Below are 14774 nucleotides of genomic sequence, written 5' to 3'. Positions count from 1 at the left end.
ATCATCGTTTCGACCGGCAAAAACGTAAACCCATTCGATCGGGCTACGTCGTTCGACAATTTGAACGTTTCGCTTATGCAAAAGGGAGATTTCTCCGGTCCGTCACCAAAAATCGGGGGACACCCAACAAGTCGCCTATTTTCCGCGACAGCTGTTCCGAATCCAGCCATCCCGTATTGCTCGCGTTGACGGGTCCTTTAAAATCGGAATTCGTGCCCGCATATTCGAGAAATTCGGCTAATTCCGCGGCGGAGACGAAACTGACCGGCGATGAGCCGACAAGACTGATAGGCTCGCAGTTTACAATTTTATGGACATGAAACATGAACCGGCCCGTATAATCGTCCTCGTGACTAATGACAAACGGAGGGCGGACGGCCACGACGGGAAAAGTAGCATTTTGATACAAATAGGCTTCGGCCTGACGCTTTCCCTCTTTGTACATAGCTCGGTCCGTCGATAAACCGTACATAAACCGGTCCATCGTCAAATCGACCTTGTAATCGATCGGATCGAACGCCCTCTCGTCGAGTATTTCTTCCCTCCCGTCGTAGACTGCCATCGTGGAAGTGAACACGTATCGGTTTACCCGGCCTGTAAACAAATCAACGGCGATTTTGGCATCCTGGGCGTTGAAGGCAATCTGATCGTAGATCACATCATAGCTGCGTCCGCTAAATGCGCCCTTCATCGAATCCCAGTCGCTTCTGTCGACAATCGCATGCCGAACCTTTTTTTTCAGCTCGTCAAGCTTTTGAAAGCCCCGCGTCGCTACCGTAACTTCATGACCATCGTCAACCAATCTGCGCACCAGTTGTTTACCGAAGAAACGACTGCCGCCAAGCACGAGTATGTTCATTGCGCCATATCCAGCCTTTTTGCTATTGCCGCTGCCGACCGGACTTGCATATGTCCGTTTACTAAGCGGCTTTGACGGGTCCTGATCTTCTTAAAGACGGCATACTTGTCCCGTTGGAAACCAGCCGACATCGTATGGAATTCAACGCTAGGTTCGACTTGCCGCCCCATCGCTATTCTCCTTCCCAAAGTTCCGGTCGAATCCGGTATCCGGTCCAACGCCTTCGATCTTCTGCCGGAGATGCTGCAGAAACTGCCCGCACACCCATCCGTCCAAAATCCGGTGATCCATGGACAGGCAAATGTTCACCTTATCGCGCTCGACCAGCATGCGTTCGACGATGGCCGGACGTTTCACAATCGCTTCGACCGATAAAATCGCGGCCTGCGGATAATTGATGATCGGCGCCGAAAGAACGGATCCGAAGGAGCCGGTGTTGTTGACGGTAAAAGTCCCCCCGCTCAGATCGTCCGCCGTCAATCGGCCTTCTCGGGCTTTCCTTGCCAAGCCGTGCACCGCTCGGGCGAGACCGGTTATATCCATGCGATCGGCATTCCGAATGACGGGAGCGAACAGCGCCCGGTCGGCGGCCACGGCGATCGAGAGATTAATCTCTTTCCTCAGGACGATGCGATCCCCGGCCCACTGCGAATTGACGATCGGGAATTCCTTCAACGATTCGGCTACCGCTTTGAGGAAAAACGGGAAATACGTCAGCGCGATACCTTCCGTCCGCAGAAATTCGTCCTTGATCGCCTGACGGGCCCGCACCAGGTTCGTCGCGTCGCATTCGAGCATCATCCAGGCATGAGGAATTTCACGCTTGCTCTGCGTCATACGTTGAGCGATCGCTTTGCGAACGGGTGTAACCGGTATCGTTTCGTCCGTTTCGCTGAGGCCCCGTGGAGACGGAGCGGCCCCGGCCGACGAAACTGCGGCCGATGGCGCCCCCCTCTCGAGGAACTCCAAAACATCGCTGCGCGTGATGCGTCCGGAGCGGCCCGTTCCTTGCAGCCGAGACGGATCCAGGCCGTGCTCTTGAATCAGCTTCCACACGGCCGGCGAGTAAACCGGCTCCGTTCGCGCCGGGACGGCTTCGCCGAGCCCGCTGTCCGCCATCGCGGAGAGTAACGCCTCTTGGCCGGCGTCCGCCGACTCGGCCGATCCGCTATCCGCTTCGATTCGGCATATGACGGCTCCGGCTTCCACGGTTTCCCCTTCGGACGCAACGATCTCGGTCACGATTCCGCTCAAGACCGAAGGCACCTCCGCGCTCACTTTGTCGGTCGTCACTTCGCACAGGGGATCGTACTTGTTCACCTGTTCCCCGACCCGGACGAGCCATCGGACGATCGTCCCTTCCGTTACGCTTTCGCCCAATTGAGGCATCGTGATCGATTCAGCCATGCGCCCGCACCAAGCTCTCCCCTGGCGTCCCGCTTGCATCCGTTCGGCTGCGAAGCACCAGTCGATCCGCCCACATCGACGTGTAGGGCTCCGCCAGCTGCACCAGATTACGGTTGAACTCCCGGCAGCGCACCATCCGGACTTCTTCCCCGTCGAAGGAGCTAACCGGCAAAGCCGCTTTATCGTGCTCGCCCTCCGACTCCACGAGCGGAAAAAATCCGTAATTCAGCAAGAGCGTATCCAGTCGGAACCGGATCGTCGGACCTGTGACGATTTCGTGCCCTTCCCCGGCTTCCTTATGGAAGAAATAATGAAGAATCACCATCAGGCGAACGAGTTCTTCGGTCAACGTCCGGTCCGTCCGGAGCTCGGGCGCGACCGCAAAACAACCCGTATAGGAAAGCAGATGCGGCCGGCTGTCAAACTGGGCTGCCAGCTTCCTCATGGCCGTTATATGCCGCGGGTCCCCGACACTTTCGCACATCGCCAGCGGAGAAAACGGGCGGTAATGCCGGCGGTACCGCTCCATCGTAGCGCGTTGAAAGCCCAAGATCGGCTGCAGTTCGCCTTCTTGTTCCCGGCAAACCAGCAGATGATCGCAAAACCAGCTGACGGCATCGGTCGGGATCACGCCTGCCGGATATTTTCTCCCGTAGCCTTCGAACTTGAGCGTCGTCGTCTTTTCGAACAGCTCGCGAACGAGGGGATCGCGCCATTGCTCAAACGGGTTGATGATTTCGACGATGCGGCACGAAGAAAGATTAGGATGCACGACATATTCCCCTTTCGAAATATATTTGTTTCGCTTCGCCGCGGCGAATCAAAGCTCGGCCAAGTCGAGCATGGCCCGATACACCTTGTCCGGATTCAGCATGAAAAAGTGTTCCATCGACGCGTTGTACGGCATGGCCGGAACGTCGGGACCGCACAGCCGCCGGACAGGAGCGTCCAGATCGTAGAAGCAATGCTCCGCAACGACAGCCGCCACTTCTCCTCCGACTCCGCCTTCCTTGTTGTCCTCGTGAACGATCAAGACTTTTCCTGTCTTTCGGGCAGCCTCCACAATCGTTTCCTGATCCAACGGATAGAGGGTGCGCAAGTCCACAATGTGGGCGGAGTATCCGTCCTCCGCGAGCCGCTCCGCCGCCTCCATCGCGAAGTGCAGGGCCAGTCCGTAGGAGATGACCGTAATATGCTTGCCCTCCCGCACAATCGCCGACTTTCCGATCGGGACGACATAGTCCGTTTCCGGCACTTCGCCCTTGATCAGCCGGTAGCATCGCTTGTGCTCGAAAAACAGCACGGGATCTTCATCGCGGATCGCCGCTTTCAGCAGACCTTTGGCATCGTAGGGGGTGGACGGGACGACCACCTTCAAGCCGGGGATGCTGCAAAACATCGCCTCGACGCTTTGCGAGTGATAGAGCGCCCCGTGAACGCCTCCCCCGAACGGGGCTCGAACGACCAGCGGGCAGCTCCATTCCCCGTTCGAGCGGTAACGCATTTTGGCCGCTTCGTTCACGATTTGATTGACGGCCGGCATGATGTATTCGGCGAACTGAATTTCGGCCACAGGCCTCATCCCGTATGCGGCCGCTCCGACGGATACGCCCGCGATGGCCGCTTCCGACAACGGCGAGTCGATGACCCGCCCTTCCCCGAACTCCCCATACAAGCCTTTGGTGGCCCGAAACACGCCGCCGCGCACCCCGACGTCCTCCCCCAGGACGAACACTCTGCGGTCGCGCTCCATTTCCTCGCGCAAAGCTTGTGTAATCGCTTCAATAAAAGAGATGACGGCCACTGCGCTCTCCCCCTTCCGCATAAACGTGTTTAAGGGCATCTTCGGGGGCGGCATCCGGCGCATGCTCCGCATACTCCGTGGCTTCGTCGACTTCGCTCTCGATCCCCTCGTACAGGTCTCGCTCCGTACGATCGTCCAGCAGCCCGAGCTCCTTCAAATAGCGGCCGAACGATAGCAGCGGGTCGTTCTTCTTCGCCGCCTCCACTTCTTCGCGGGAGCGATACGTTCGGTCGTCATCGTCGCTGGAATGGGGGACCGGTCGGTCGACGACGGCTTCGAGCAATGTAGGACCTTCTCCCCTTCTGGCCCGGTCGACCGCCTTTTTCGCGGCACGGTATACGTCGAGCGGATCGTTGCCGTTCACGCGGATGCCGGGAAAACCGTATCCTCGCGCCCGGTCCGCGATACTTTCGCAGGCGACCTGCTTCGCATAAGGAACCGAGATGGCAACCTTGTTGTTCTCGCACAGAAAAATAACCGGAAGCCTGTGCACCCCCGCAAAGTTCGCCGCCTCGTGAAATTCGCCCTGATTGCTCGCCCCGTCGCCGAAAGCGGTCAGCACGACGAGAGATTCTCCCATCATGCGGGCGGACAAGGCGATCCCGACGGCATGCGGCACTTGGCTGGCGACGACGCTTGAAGTCGAGAGGATGCGATACGGTTTGCTTCCGTAATGACACGGCATTTGCCGGCCGCCGCTGTTCGGGTCCTCGGCCTTGGCGAAAGCGGCAAGCATCAATTCCTTCGCCGTCATTCCGAATACGATGGCCATCCCCATATCCCGGTAATACGGACAAAGGAAGTCCGTCGCCGGATCCAGCGCATATGCCGCTCCTACCTGTGCGGCTTCATGTCCTTGACAGGAGACCAGAAACGGGATCCGCCCTGCGCGGTTGAGCAGCCACATCCGTTCGTCGACCTTCCGTGCCAAAACCATGGCCCGGTACATGCCCAGAACCTGTTGATCCGATAAACCGATCTGCCGATGCTTGTTTCCCGCCTCAAGGTCCAGTTGTTGGCCCGGCATCGTGAATCCTCCCTTATTCTTTTTTGTCCGAGCTTACGATTAATTTATAAATTCCCCCCTCTTTTCACTTCGTTTTTACGGCACGAACTATAAATTTATGGTAAAAGTAAACGGATTGCGGATGCTCCATACATGCCAAATACGATTCGGAGAATGCCCGCCAGCGATCTTTTCCGCCGATCACCCTTTCAAAAAACGCACCGCCGTTGTGGAATCGTTCCTGCGCCAACCCAATGTGGAGATGTTTAATCTCCCCTTGGAATTCCACCGTTTCCATCCTCCACGAAACGGTGGAAAAACCGGCTTCGGCGAGCAGGTAAGGGATTTTTCGCCCGACCTGTACGTCGACCTCCCCGACTGCCGCTAATTTCCTCAATCCTTCCGTTACGATGGGCGTTTGCGGATACAGATGGAGCATGGAACCGTCCGACTCAATCACAACGAGTTCGCCGCCGGGCTTCAGAACCCGTGCCAGTTCGGCGATAATTCGACACCGTCCTTCCGAATCCTGATGTTGGAGGACAAAACGAGTAACGATGAGATCGAACTGCCCGTCGGGGTAACTCAACTGTTTTAGATCCTGCTTTTCGAAAACGAGGTTCGATATATCCCTCGATACTTCCCGGGCTTGTGCAAGAAGAGAGGCCGTATAATCGCACCCGACGACTCGGGAAGACGGAAACCGCTCGGCCAAGTATCGGCTGACGGCACCCGATCCGCAACCGGCATCCAGCAAATGAGCGCCATCCCTAACGTCAACATCCTGCAATTCCTTTCGGCAATCGTGCACAAGCTGAGATTGCCGTTCCAACCGTTCGAACTCTTTATCGTTCTCCAATACGTAGCTCATAAAGTTCCTCCGGAATGAACATGTAATGATATCGTTCCCGAGCTCTAGTCCCGCTCCATTTTGTTAGCGTTTCCACGACTTGTTCAGCTGAAACTTGCACAGTCTGCCCTTCCGATTGCTCCTGCTGTCTAAACACCTCCTTAAACAAAAAAACCCCCGTCATCCCAACAAGAAATAGACGGAGGCTACCGTCGTATTCGGCAACTGGCTGGCATAGCGGTAAAAGTTGCGCCTTAGCCCCTGTAGCTTTGCGTCGCCGCTTTTCAGCGGGTTTGCTATTGTCGTACGATGTATGAATTTGTCGTTGTGTCATCAATAGTAATTATAGAAATGACTATACATAAAAAAAATACCCAATGTTGGGTATTTTTTTATAATTTTTGTTTAATGCGTCCCGTACACAAACTGGTTATTTAAATTTTTTTAAAAATTCTCCTTTTTGATTCACTCTCGTTTTGGCATAAATCTTTTTAATGAACGTACGAACCGTATTCGGACTAATTCCGCAGCGATCCGCTATTTCAGGCACGCTTTTATTGTCCAGCCATCCGTAAGCGATTTCTTTCTCGCGATTCGTCAAATCGTATTCGTCAAAACGAGCGTAAATCAATTCCTTTTGAATCGTCGGATCTTTCAGGGGCAATTTTTCTTGAATGTTCTTAGCGAGCCGTTCTATTAACGGTATTGCAAATGTAACTTCATGCGAATAATGAAAACTGAGACCCAGGTAGCCCACGGTAACGTGTTTGATACGAATCGGAGTGCATACGCAGGCTAATTCCGCAAACGAAGCATTGCTGTGCTCGGACCCGATTACGACGGAAAGCGACTGCGATTCCATGGATAATGAAATCGCATTGATTCCTGCGTCTTTCATTGAAAATGAGGTGCCGTGTTTAATATAATTGCTTTCCAAAAAATCGATAAACGAATCCGCCCCGATATAATCCAAGACCGTTCCGTCGCTATCGGCAAAAGCAAATACATAGGGTATGGGCACCAAATGTTTCATATTCCTGATTTCCTCTTGCAGCAAATCAAGAATCTCTTTCTTTTCCGCTGCCCTTTCATTGATTTCAGATCTATGGAGGGTAGCAGGAAAACGACCGTCTGCTTCCGGTAATGTACAGAGGTCAAGGTCAGTAGCTTGGTTCCACGAACGAACGATGTCTGTCATCAGTCCCCTTCTTTCTTCGTAAAATAATAATAGTTCGCCCGAAATAATGGGTTGGATCAATCCTCCTGACTATTCGACACTTCGAATAATGAAGAACACAAAAAGCCTCCGTCCAATGGTGACTAGATCGATAGGCAGACGGAGGCTTCCGTCGTATTCGGCAGCTGGCTGGCATCGCGAGGTATTCCCCGCATTAGCCCCTGTAGCTTTGCGTCGCCACTTTTCAGTGGGTTTGCCATTGTCGTACGATGTATGAAATTGTAGACAACAATCCTATTTTGTCATCTTTTGTTAGGGTGCCGTCATGATTATACCATTCCATTGTCGTTTCGTATACTCTCGCTCCTCGCCGGTAGAAGTTCGGCGATCTCGCCGTCATTGACGATTCGCAAGGTTTTTCGCTTATTTCGCCTGCTTTTGCTTTTCTTCTTCGATGTATTTATTCGATTTTTCCTCGGCTTCGCGAAGCGCGGTGTTGATGTCTTTGCCGTTCAGGATCACATCCCGATTCGCTTCGTTCAAGTACGAATAAATTTTGGAATCGTACATGCTGCCGCGCGGAACCGGCGCCGGCTTGACGGAGAAAATGCCCGCCAAATTTTTGCCCTCGAAAATTTTCAGGTCGGCGGCATAATCTTTTTGGATTGCCGGATCCTTCAATACGGTCAATCGCCCGAACTTGTTGATCATCGTCTGCGCTTCCGACGTTTGCATCGCTTGCAACACGCGGTACGCCGCATCCTTGTTTTTGCTCGAAGGCGTGATCATGAGCAGATGGAAATCGACCTCTCTGCCGTATCCCGGTTTATCCGCAAAGCTCGGGAAGGAAACCAGATCCCAGTTGAAGTTTTGGTTTTGCTCGACAAGCGGCAATACGCGCGTCGTAAAAGCGGCGATCCAGTAAGGCTTCATCGCGACTCTTTGTTCCTTCAGGAAGAAGTCGATATTGTCCTTCAAATAGTTGGTTTTGGGTTCGACCATGCCCGGAATGTCGTAAATGCCCCGCAGCATGGAAAACATTTTTTGGTATCCGTCCGTCGCGAGCACCGCCTTGGCTCCGTTATCCGTCACGGGCAGCGAATAGGCGCGTGAAAACACTTGAGGGAAGCCCGGGTCGATTCCGAGAATTTGCGTTGCGTCCTGTGCGCGGGTCGTCTTTTTGGCCAGCTCGATCACTTGCTCCCAGGTCATGCCGTCCTTCGGATAAGCGACGCCGTATTTATCGAAAATATCTTTGTTATAGGCCATCATGCCGTAGTTCATGGCGAACGGAAATCCGTACAGCTCCCCGTTTTTTCCGTACAATTGAAGATTTTTGATCGTTTCCGGCTCCAGACGGCCGAGATCGATTTTGTATGTTTTGACGAATTCGTTCAAATCCGTCCCCAGTCCCATACTAATGAACGTATCCAGGGAAAAGTTGCTGGTCGAAATAATGTCGGGCGTTTCCCCGGCGGCGATCAAATCCTCCAGCTTTCTGCCCGTAATCAATTCGATCGAAATATTCGGATACATCTTTTGCACCGGTTCCAGAATAATCTTTTGCAAATCGGTAGCATTATTGATGCCCGCCCCGCTATTGAAGAGCGTCAATTTAACCGGCTCTTTCGTAAATGCCTCCACGCTCTCGATCGGCACTTTGTTTTCTCCCGGCGCCGAGGCTTGGCCGGTTTGCCCCCCGCTTTGTCCGCAGCCCGCCAAAGCGATAGCGACGGCAAGGACGGTCCCCGTTTTCGCATAGGTTGAAGTTTTCATGTGCTGCTCCTTCCCCTTTGACAATTGTTTATTTTTGCTCGTTTCTATCATATAAAACGCTTACTATTCAGTCAATACGTTTACAAATAAATAACATAGAGCATATTTGAGCAAAACGTCCACATTTGCAAATCGATTTTGCCTTTCCCCCTCCATGATGCTCCTTTTGTCGCGACAACTTCAGTATAAATTCCGCCGGTGCCCGAAGTAATGCCCGATTGCTCGGATTTTGTACCTTATTTTCGGTTGTTTGCCGGTCGGTATTATATTTTCTTTACATTCGGAAAAAAAAAGAAAAACCATACGAATTCCAGTATGGTCTTCAGCGTGGCAGCAAAACGACTGCCGCACTCGCAAACATAAACGAAATGTTTATGTTTGTTCATTTATGCAGAGATAGACAGCAATCCATAAGAAATTTGCATACAAGCGATGCCCATGACTGGCGATAGGTGCGGATTCCGCTTAACTCGTCCCGGTAGAACGGGGGTGCATAAAATCGATATTTATCAAGGGATTGCTCCGATCCAGTGGACGTCAGAGTCAACAGAAGCCGGTTTCGAACCACCAGTCCCGGCCGTACCGATCGAGCAGCTGCGGACTTGGAGGCAGATGCCGGGCCGCGTGCCGGCCGCAGACGCAAAAAAAGCCCTCCGGATAAAATCCGGGAAGGGCTTTTGCATTTAGGCAAGACAAGCTGGACTTTCATCCGCTACTTCACGTGGCCGGCCCCAACTCAGGAAGTCTCCCGTACTAGCGCCTTAGTTGGCCACAGCTGTATTAAATGGATTTATCGTCCTCAACCGGATACGCGTACAATATATAACGTTCGGGCGCATCCCCCACATAACGAAACGGGTAACAGGTCGTCACAACCAACGCCTCCTTCCCCATCGAACGAATGACCGTCGTATCGTCTTTATCCACGATATCCGTGCTTTTGATTTCATATTCGAACGTGCCGTACGGCAGCTTGACGACAAATCGATCCCCTATCGCGAGCTTGTCGAAGTTTCGAAAAACGGTATCGCGATGTCCGGACAGTACGATTTGCTCGCCGTCCGAAGGAAATACGCTTGCGCTGTAGTGGCCGACTCCTTTTTTCAGCATTTCCTCGTCGGTGCCTTCGATAATGGGAAGATCGGCTTTCAGCTTCGGGATTTGCAGCACGCCGATCACATCGTTCGGTTTCGGGTTAAACGTTTCCCGATCGATAAGAGGCTCAGGGGCAGGCATGGTTTCGGCCGTGTGTGCCGGGGGAGTTTGTGGCTCCTCTTCGGACAGTTCCTCTTCGCGCGACGTATGAATCAAAGCGTTCGCTTCCGCCATCGCCTTGTTGATGCTCGTTCGATGATCCACATATTGCATAACGGCTAAAGACAGAACGATCGTACCCGATATCGCCAGAACGGCGCCAAGGATCTTTCGCATGGTATCCCCTCCGTTTCCACATCCGACATCCTCGCGGTTTAGAGGAAAAGCAAACACATTGCTCCGAGGAGAACGTGCTTGCTTTTCCGTCAGCCATCAAGCTTTGCGTTTTCTTCCCAGAAGAACCAAGCCCGCGAACAAAGCGGCCAATCCTGCAATACCCAAGTTGTAAAAATGGACGGCCGTATTCGGCAATCGGTTCAGCGGCTTCTCCGGATCCGGTTTCTTGGTCGACGTTTCGACGCCGTGCTGTGCGGAAGGCGTTTCCGCCTCCGTATTTGTCGGCGTCGTGCCGGTTCCGGCATCCGTCGATGGCGTTCCGTTGCCTTCGCCTGTCGACGGCGTTCCGCTTCCTCCGCCCGTCGACGGTGTTCCGTTTCCTCCGCCTGTTGAAGGCGTTCCGCTCCCGCCTCCCGTCGAAGGCGTCCCACTTCCGCCTCCTGTAGAAGGCGTTTCACTTCCGCCGCCCGTCGACGGCGTTCCGCTTCCTCCGCCTGTCGACGGTTCATTCGGCGTTACGGGGTCAGGGTTCGTACCCGGATCGGGATCCGTTCCAGGATCCGTTCCAGGATCGGTTCCAGGGTCGGTTCCCGGGTCCGTTCCCGGGTCCGTTCCCGGATCCGTCACATTGATCGTGACTTTCGTCGTGATCGAACCGCCCCGGCCGTCGCTCACCGTTACCGTGAAGCTGTCCGGGCCGACATAGCCCGGGTTCGGCACATACGTCCACGTCCCGTCCGGGTTCACCGTCACGGTACCGTGCTGCGGGTCGCTTCCTTTCGTGTACGTCAGCGGATCGCCGTCCGGATCCGTGCCGTACACGCTTCCCGTTACCGACGTATCTTTCGGTGTCGTTACGCTCACATCCCGCGCGGTCGGCGGTTTGTTCGGCTTCTCCGTGACGCCGACCGTCACCGTCGATGTCGCCGTACCGCCCCGGCCGTCGCTCACCGTTACCGTAAAGCTGTCCGGGCCGACATAGCCTGGGGCCGGTACATACGTCCACGTGCCGTCCGGATATACCGTCACCGTTCCGTGCTGCGGATCGCTTCCTTTCGTATACGTCAACTCATCCCCGTTCGGGTCGGTTCCGCGCACGCTGCCGCTTACCGGCACGTGGTTCGGCGTCGTGACATTATAATTCGGTACCGTCGGCGGCTCGTTCGGCTTGTCCGTCACCTGAACCGTCACTGTCGACGTCGTGACTCCGCCCTTCCCGTCGCTGACCGTCACCGTGAATATATCCGGGCCGACGTAGCCCGGATTCGGCACGTACGTCCATGAGCCGTCCGGATTCAGAACGACCGTGCCCTGTTTCGGATTGCTTTCGATCGCATACGTCAGCGGGTTGCCGTCCGGATCCGTTCCATACACGCTGCCGGTTACCGATGCGTCCCGCTGCGTCGTTACGCTGTAATTCGGCGCCGTCGGCGGTTCGTTCGGCGGTTCCGTGACGCCAATCGTCACCGTCGACGTCGTCGTTCCGCCCTTCCCGTCGCTTACCGTTACCGTGAAGCTGTCCGGGCCGGTATAATCGGGATGCGGTACATACGTCCATGTGCCGTCCGGGTTCACCGTCACCGTACCGTGCTGCGGATCGCTTCCTTTCTCAAAAGTCAGCTGATCGCCGTCCGAATCGACGCCATAAACGCTTCCGGTCACCGACGTATTTTTCCACGTCGATTGTTCGAAGTTCGGTGCGATCGGCGTTTGGTTGGACGGATATACCTTCACTACTTCTTCCGGCTTGTCCGGAGTGACGATATTGCCGCCATTCACCGCGGCTACATTTCGAATGTCTTGGCCGGCTTGGCCGGCTTCGATGATCGTTTCAAATTGAACCGTATGCCAGATGGTGTCTGTAATGTCGCCGAGCTGTCCGACGACCTGACCCGAAGCATAATGCCCCTTGTCGTCCCCTTCCGCATCGGTGACGGTTACGCCGTCGACCTTCAAGCTGCCGGGCACGTATTTCAGTTCTGCAGGAATCACATCTGAGATTGTGAGACTTTTCACCAAACTGTTTGCGATCGTATTTCGTGTTTGAATGGTATAAAGTAGAGTATCTCCTGCTTCCGGATGATTACTATCCGTGTTTCCTTCCGCTTTTTTTCCAATAACTGCAGTTTTTTGCGACTCTAGCACTGGAGTATCATAATTCACACGACTTACGACTTCATTGGATTGAATTACTTCTTTGGATGAAGTTACAGTTGCTGTATTTAAAATTTCCGAATCTAATGCAGCATCATCCCTTACTCTTACTTGAAAACTGATAGTTGCAGCATTTTCTTCACCTGTAAGTATCACGCCTTCATTTGCATTTTCCGCAGATGACTTAATTTTTAGCCCTGTTACTAACGGGCTTTGACCATCAATATCACTAATGACATTTCCATTTAATTTTGTACTATTCGCAACATACTCTGTCCCTTCTGGTACGCTATCTTTTAATTCAACAGTGTCGGCAGGTATATTTCCCGCATTACTAACAACTATTGTGTAGGTGATTATGTCATTTCTTTTAAAAGAACTTGTTCCTTTGCTTCCATTAGCGAATTTTTCTACATTCAGCTCTGTATAAAAATTAGGGAAAACAGCAGATGCAGCATCCGATAGAAAATTGATATTTGGTATTGTCGCAAGGTGTCTCGCAATATTGTCCTTTGGATTGGAAGCAAAGAGATCTCCTCGCGTGAACACAATAAGCAACTCATTAGAAGGCAAATAACTTAATCCTGCACCGTGGCCAGGGGTAGCAACCGGAATATTTCCGACTCGTCCATAAACCGTTTCCTGCCCTGTAGCACGGTCATAACGCACCCATTCTTCATTAGTCGCATCAATATAATAAATGTTTCCTTTTTCATCAAAAATGATATCACGCAAGTTAACTCGGTTATTTGGACTAATACTGCTATCTGTTACAGTCCCGGTATGTGGGTCAATGAGAATAATTCGTGATAATCCTTGTGATAAATCTCTAACAAATAAAGCATAATTTCCCGAGATTGGATCAACCGCCCCACCACCTTGGGGTTTAAACGTCGTTAGTTCACCCGGCATATATAAGGTTTCTGCCGTTACATTACCGTCTCCAGTAATTCTATAAAACAAGGTATTCACTTCAGCTGTTATTCCATACAGCTCCGTCCCATCTTTAGACATTGCAATAGAGTCTATACTGGTGATGGAAGAAGCTAACTGTTTCTCAAATTTGATTCCTGCTGAAGGATTATTACCATCGATTTGCAATAACCATAAGCCCGGCTTACCGTTATAAGATGTAACACTTAAAAAAGTGTCAGTAGTATTAAAATGAAACACGGTTTCTTCAGCTTTTACAAACGATGGAGAAGGTAAAGAAATACTAAAAATTATAAGAGTTATCACAAAGCGAGTTAGTACGTAACGAATCCTTTCCCTCATTTTTCTTTTTAACTTCAAGTTTTTTCCTCCTCTTTCTTTTAATGATCTTTAGCACCGTTTTAATCACCTCCTATTCCCACCGTTTGACAATTTTCTGCGCGATATCCGAAATCCCTTTATTATTCGATTAAAACAATCCATTATCACCAATTATTCACGACGAAATAACTAGAAATGAATCAGTAAATAGTACAAACAATCTAATAGAATGAAGAATATTACATTATTCGACTTTCGTGTCTCCTTTTCGTTAAGTTCCCATAAAAAAATGCAAGCATGTATCTCCCTGAACGGGGATCATGCTTGCATGTTCAGTTTGACATCAAGCTTTATTTTTTCTTCTCGTCAAAACCAAGCCCGCGAGCAAAGCGGCCAGCCCCACAGCGCCCAGGTTATAAAAACTGGCGGCCGTGTTCGGCAATCGGTTCAGCGGCTTCTCCGGATCCGGTTTCTTGGTCGACGTTTCGACGCCGTGCTGTGCGGAAGGCGTTTCCGTCTCCGTATTTGTCGGCGTCGTGCCGGTTCCGGCATCCGTCGAAGGCGTTTCGTTTCCGCTACCTGTCGAGGGCGTTCCGTCTCCGCCTCCCGTCGAAGGCGTCCCGTTTCCTCCGCCTGTCGACGGCGTTCCGTCTCCGCCTCCCGTCGAAGGCGTCCCGTTTCCTCCGCCTGTCGACGGCGTTCCGTCTCCGCCTCCCGTCGAAGGCGTCCCGTTTCCTCCGCCTGTCGACGGCGTTCCGTTGCCTTCGCCTGTCGATGGCGTTCCGCTTCCTCCGCCTGTTGAAGGCGTTCCGCTTCCTCCGCCTGTCGACGGTTCGTTCGGCGTTACGGGGTCAGGATTCGTACCTGGATCGGTTCCAGGGTCCGTGCCCGGATCCGTTCCTGGGTTCGTTCCAGGATCGGTTCCCGGGTCCGTCACATTGATCGTGACTTTCGTCGTGATCGTACCGCCCCGGCCGTCGCTCACCGTTACCGTGAAGCTGTCCGGGCCGACATAGCCCGGGTTCGGCACATACGTCCACGTCCCGTCCGGGTTCA

11 protein-coding genes and 2 riboswitches are annotated in these 14774 nt (G+C 52.8%); all 11 genes read right to left on the bottom strand.

All coding sequences use genetic code 11. The features are described 5' to 3' along the window. Nucleotides 1–73: 73 nt before the first annotated feature. Entirely contained in the window at nt 74–859 is a 786-nt protein-coding gene (locus PV407_RS26895) for an NAD-dependent epimerase/dehydratase family protein (protein WP_332093087.1), read from the bottom strand. A 147-nt stretch (nt 860–1006) separates the two neighbouring features. Beyond that, the gene (locus PV407_RS26890; RefSeq protein ID WP_332093086.1) at nt 1007–2266 is read right to left on the bottom strand and encodes a dihydrolipoamide acetyltransferase family protein; all 1260 of its coding nucleotides are present in this window, start codon (nt 2264–2266) and stop codon (nt 1007–1009) included. Further along, nucleotides 2259–3038: a hypothetical protein gene (locus PV407_RS26885; RefSeq protein WP_332093085.1), complete on the bottom strand. Its 780-nt coding sequence runs from the start codon at nt 3036–3038 to the stop codon at nt 2259–2261. Before PV407_RS26885 ends, PV407_RS26890 begins: the two co-directional genes overlap by 8 nt. 48 nt (nt 3039–3086) lie before the next feature. Beyond that, complete coding sequence (locus PV407_RS26880; RefSeq protein WP_332093084.1) at nt 3087–4070, bottom strand: alpha-ketoacid dehydrogenase subunit beta; 984 nt, start codon at nt 4068–4070, stop codon at nt 3087–3089. Further along, on the bottom strand, nt 4048–5097 hold the full coding sequence (locus tag PV407_RS26875) for a thiamine pyrophosphate-dependent dehydrogenase E1 component subunit alpha (protein ID WP_332093083.1): 1050 nt from the start codon (nt 5095–5097) through the stop codon (nt 4048–4050). Before PV407_RS26875 ends, PV407_RS26880 begins: the two co-directional genes overlap by 23 nt. 64 nt (nt 5098–5161) lie before the next feature. Further along, on the bottom strand, nt 5162–5947 hold the full coding sequence (locus PV407_RS26870; protein WP_332093082.1) for a class I SAM-dependent methyltransferase: 786 nt from the start codon (nt 5945–5947) through the stop codon (nt 5162–5164). 196 nt (nt 5948–6143) lie between these two features. Further along, a riboswitch (cyclic di-GMP riboswitch) is annotated at nt 6144–6234 on the bottom strand. Nucleotides 6235–6356: 122 nt separating this feature from the next. Continuing rightward, entirely contained in the window at nt 6357–7124 is a 768-nt protein-coding gene (locus PV407_RS26865) for a LuxR C-terminal-related transcriptional regulator (RefSeq protein ID WP_332093081.1), read from the bottom strand. A gap of 156 nt (nt 7125–7280) precedes the next feature. Then, nucleotides 7281–7371: riboswitch (cyclic di-GMP riboswitch) on the bottom strand. Nucleotides 7372–7526: 155 nt separating this feature from the next. Next, the gene (locus tag PV407_RS26860) at nt 7527–8879 is read right to left on the bottom strand and encodes an ABC transporter substrate-binding protein (RefSeq protein WP_332093080.1); all 1353 of its coding nucleotides are present in this window, start codon (nt 8877–8879) and stop codon (nt 7527–7529) included. Nucleotides 8880–9659: 780 nt separating this feature from the next. Beyond that, nucleotides 9660–10310, bottom strand: coding sequence for a class D sortase (locus PV407_RS26855; protein ID WP_332093079.1), 651 nt, complete (start codon nt 10308–10310; stop codon nt 9660–9662). 96 nt (nt 10311–10406) lie between these two features. Beyond that, nucleotides 10407–13376, bottom strand: a complete 2970-nt coding sequence (locus tag PV407_RS26850) for an Ig-like domain-containing protein (protein WP_332093150.1) — start codon at nt 13374–13376, stop codon at nt 10407–10409. Between the two features lie 685 nt (nt 13377–14061). Next, nucleotides 14062–14774: Ig-like domain-containing protein (locus tag PV407_RS26845; RefSeq protein WP_332093078.1), on the bottom strand; the 713-nt coding region annotated here is incomplete at its 5' end.

It is taken from the genome of Paenibacillus sp. GYB003, from assembly GCF_036577625.1.
In the GTDB taxonomy this organism is placed as follows: Bacteria; Bacillota; Bacilli; order Paenibacillales; family NBRC-103111; genus Paenibacillus_AB.
Note: the sequence above shows the minus strand (reverse complement) of the source record. Positions and strands in the feature narration are given on the sequence as shown.

Excerpts from the sequence above, each read along its gene's own strand:
- PV407_RS26895 (WP_332093087.1), bottom strand. The coding sequence starts at position 859 with ATGAACATACTCGTGCTTGGCGGCAGTCGTTTCTTCGGTAAACAACTG.
- PV407_RS26890 (WP_332093086.1), bottom strand. The coding sequence starts at position 2,266 with ATGGCTGAATCGATCACGATGCCTCAATTGGGCGAAAGCGTAACGGAA.
- PV407_RS26875 (WP_332093083.1), bottom strand. The coding sequence starts at position 5,097 with ATGCCGGGCCAACAACTGGACCTTGAGGCGGGAAACAAGCATCGGCAG.
- PV407_RS26870 (WP_332093082.1), bottom strand. The coding sequence starts at position 5,947 with ATGAGCTACGTATTGGAGAACGATAAAGAGTTCGAACGGTTGGAACGG.
- PV407_RS26865 (WP_332093081.1), bottom strand. The coding sequence starts at position 7,124 with ATGACAGACATCGTTCGTTCGTGGAACCAAGCTACTGACCTTGACCTC.
- PV407_RS26860 (WP_332093080.1), bottom strand. The coding sequence starts at position 8,879 with ATGAAAACTTCAACCTATGCGAAAACGGGGACCGTCCTTGCCGTCGCT.
- PV407_RS26855 (WP_332093079.1), bottom strand. The coding sequence starts at position 10,310 with ATGCGAAAGATCCTTGGCGCCGTTCTGGCGATATCGGGTACGATCGTT.
- PV407_RS26850 (WP_332093150.1), bottom strand. The coding sequence starts at position 13,376 with ATGCCGGGTGAACTAACGACGTTTAAACCCCAAGGTGGTGGGGCGGTT.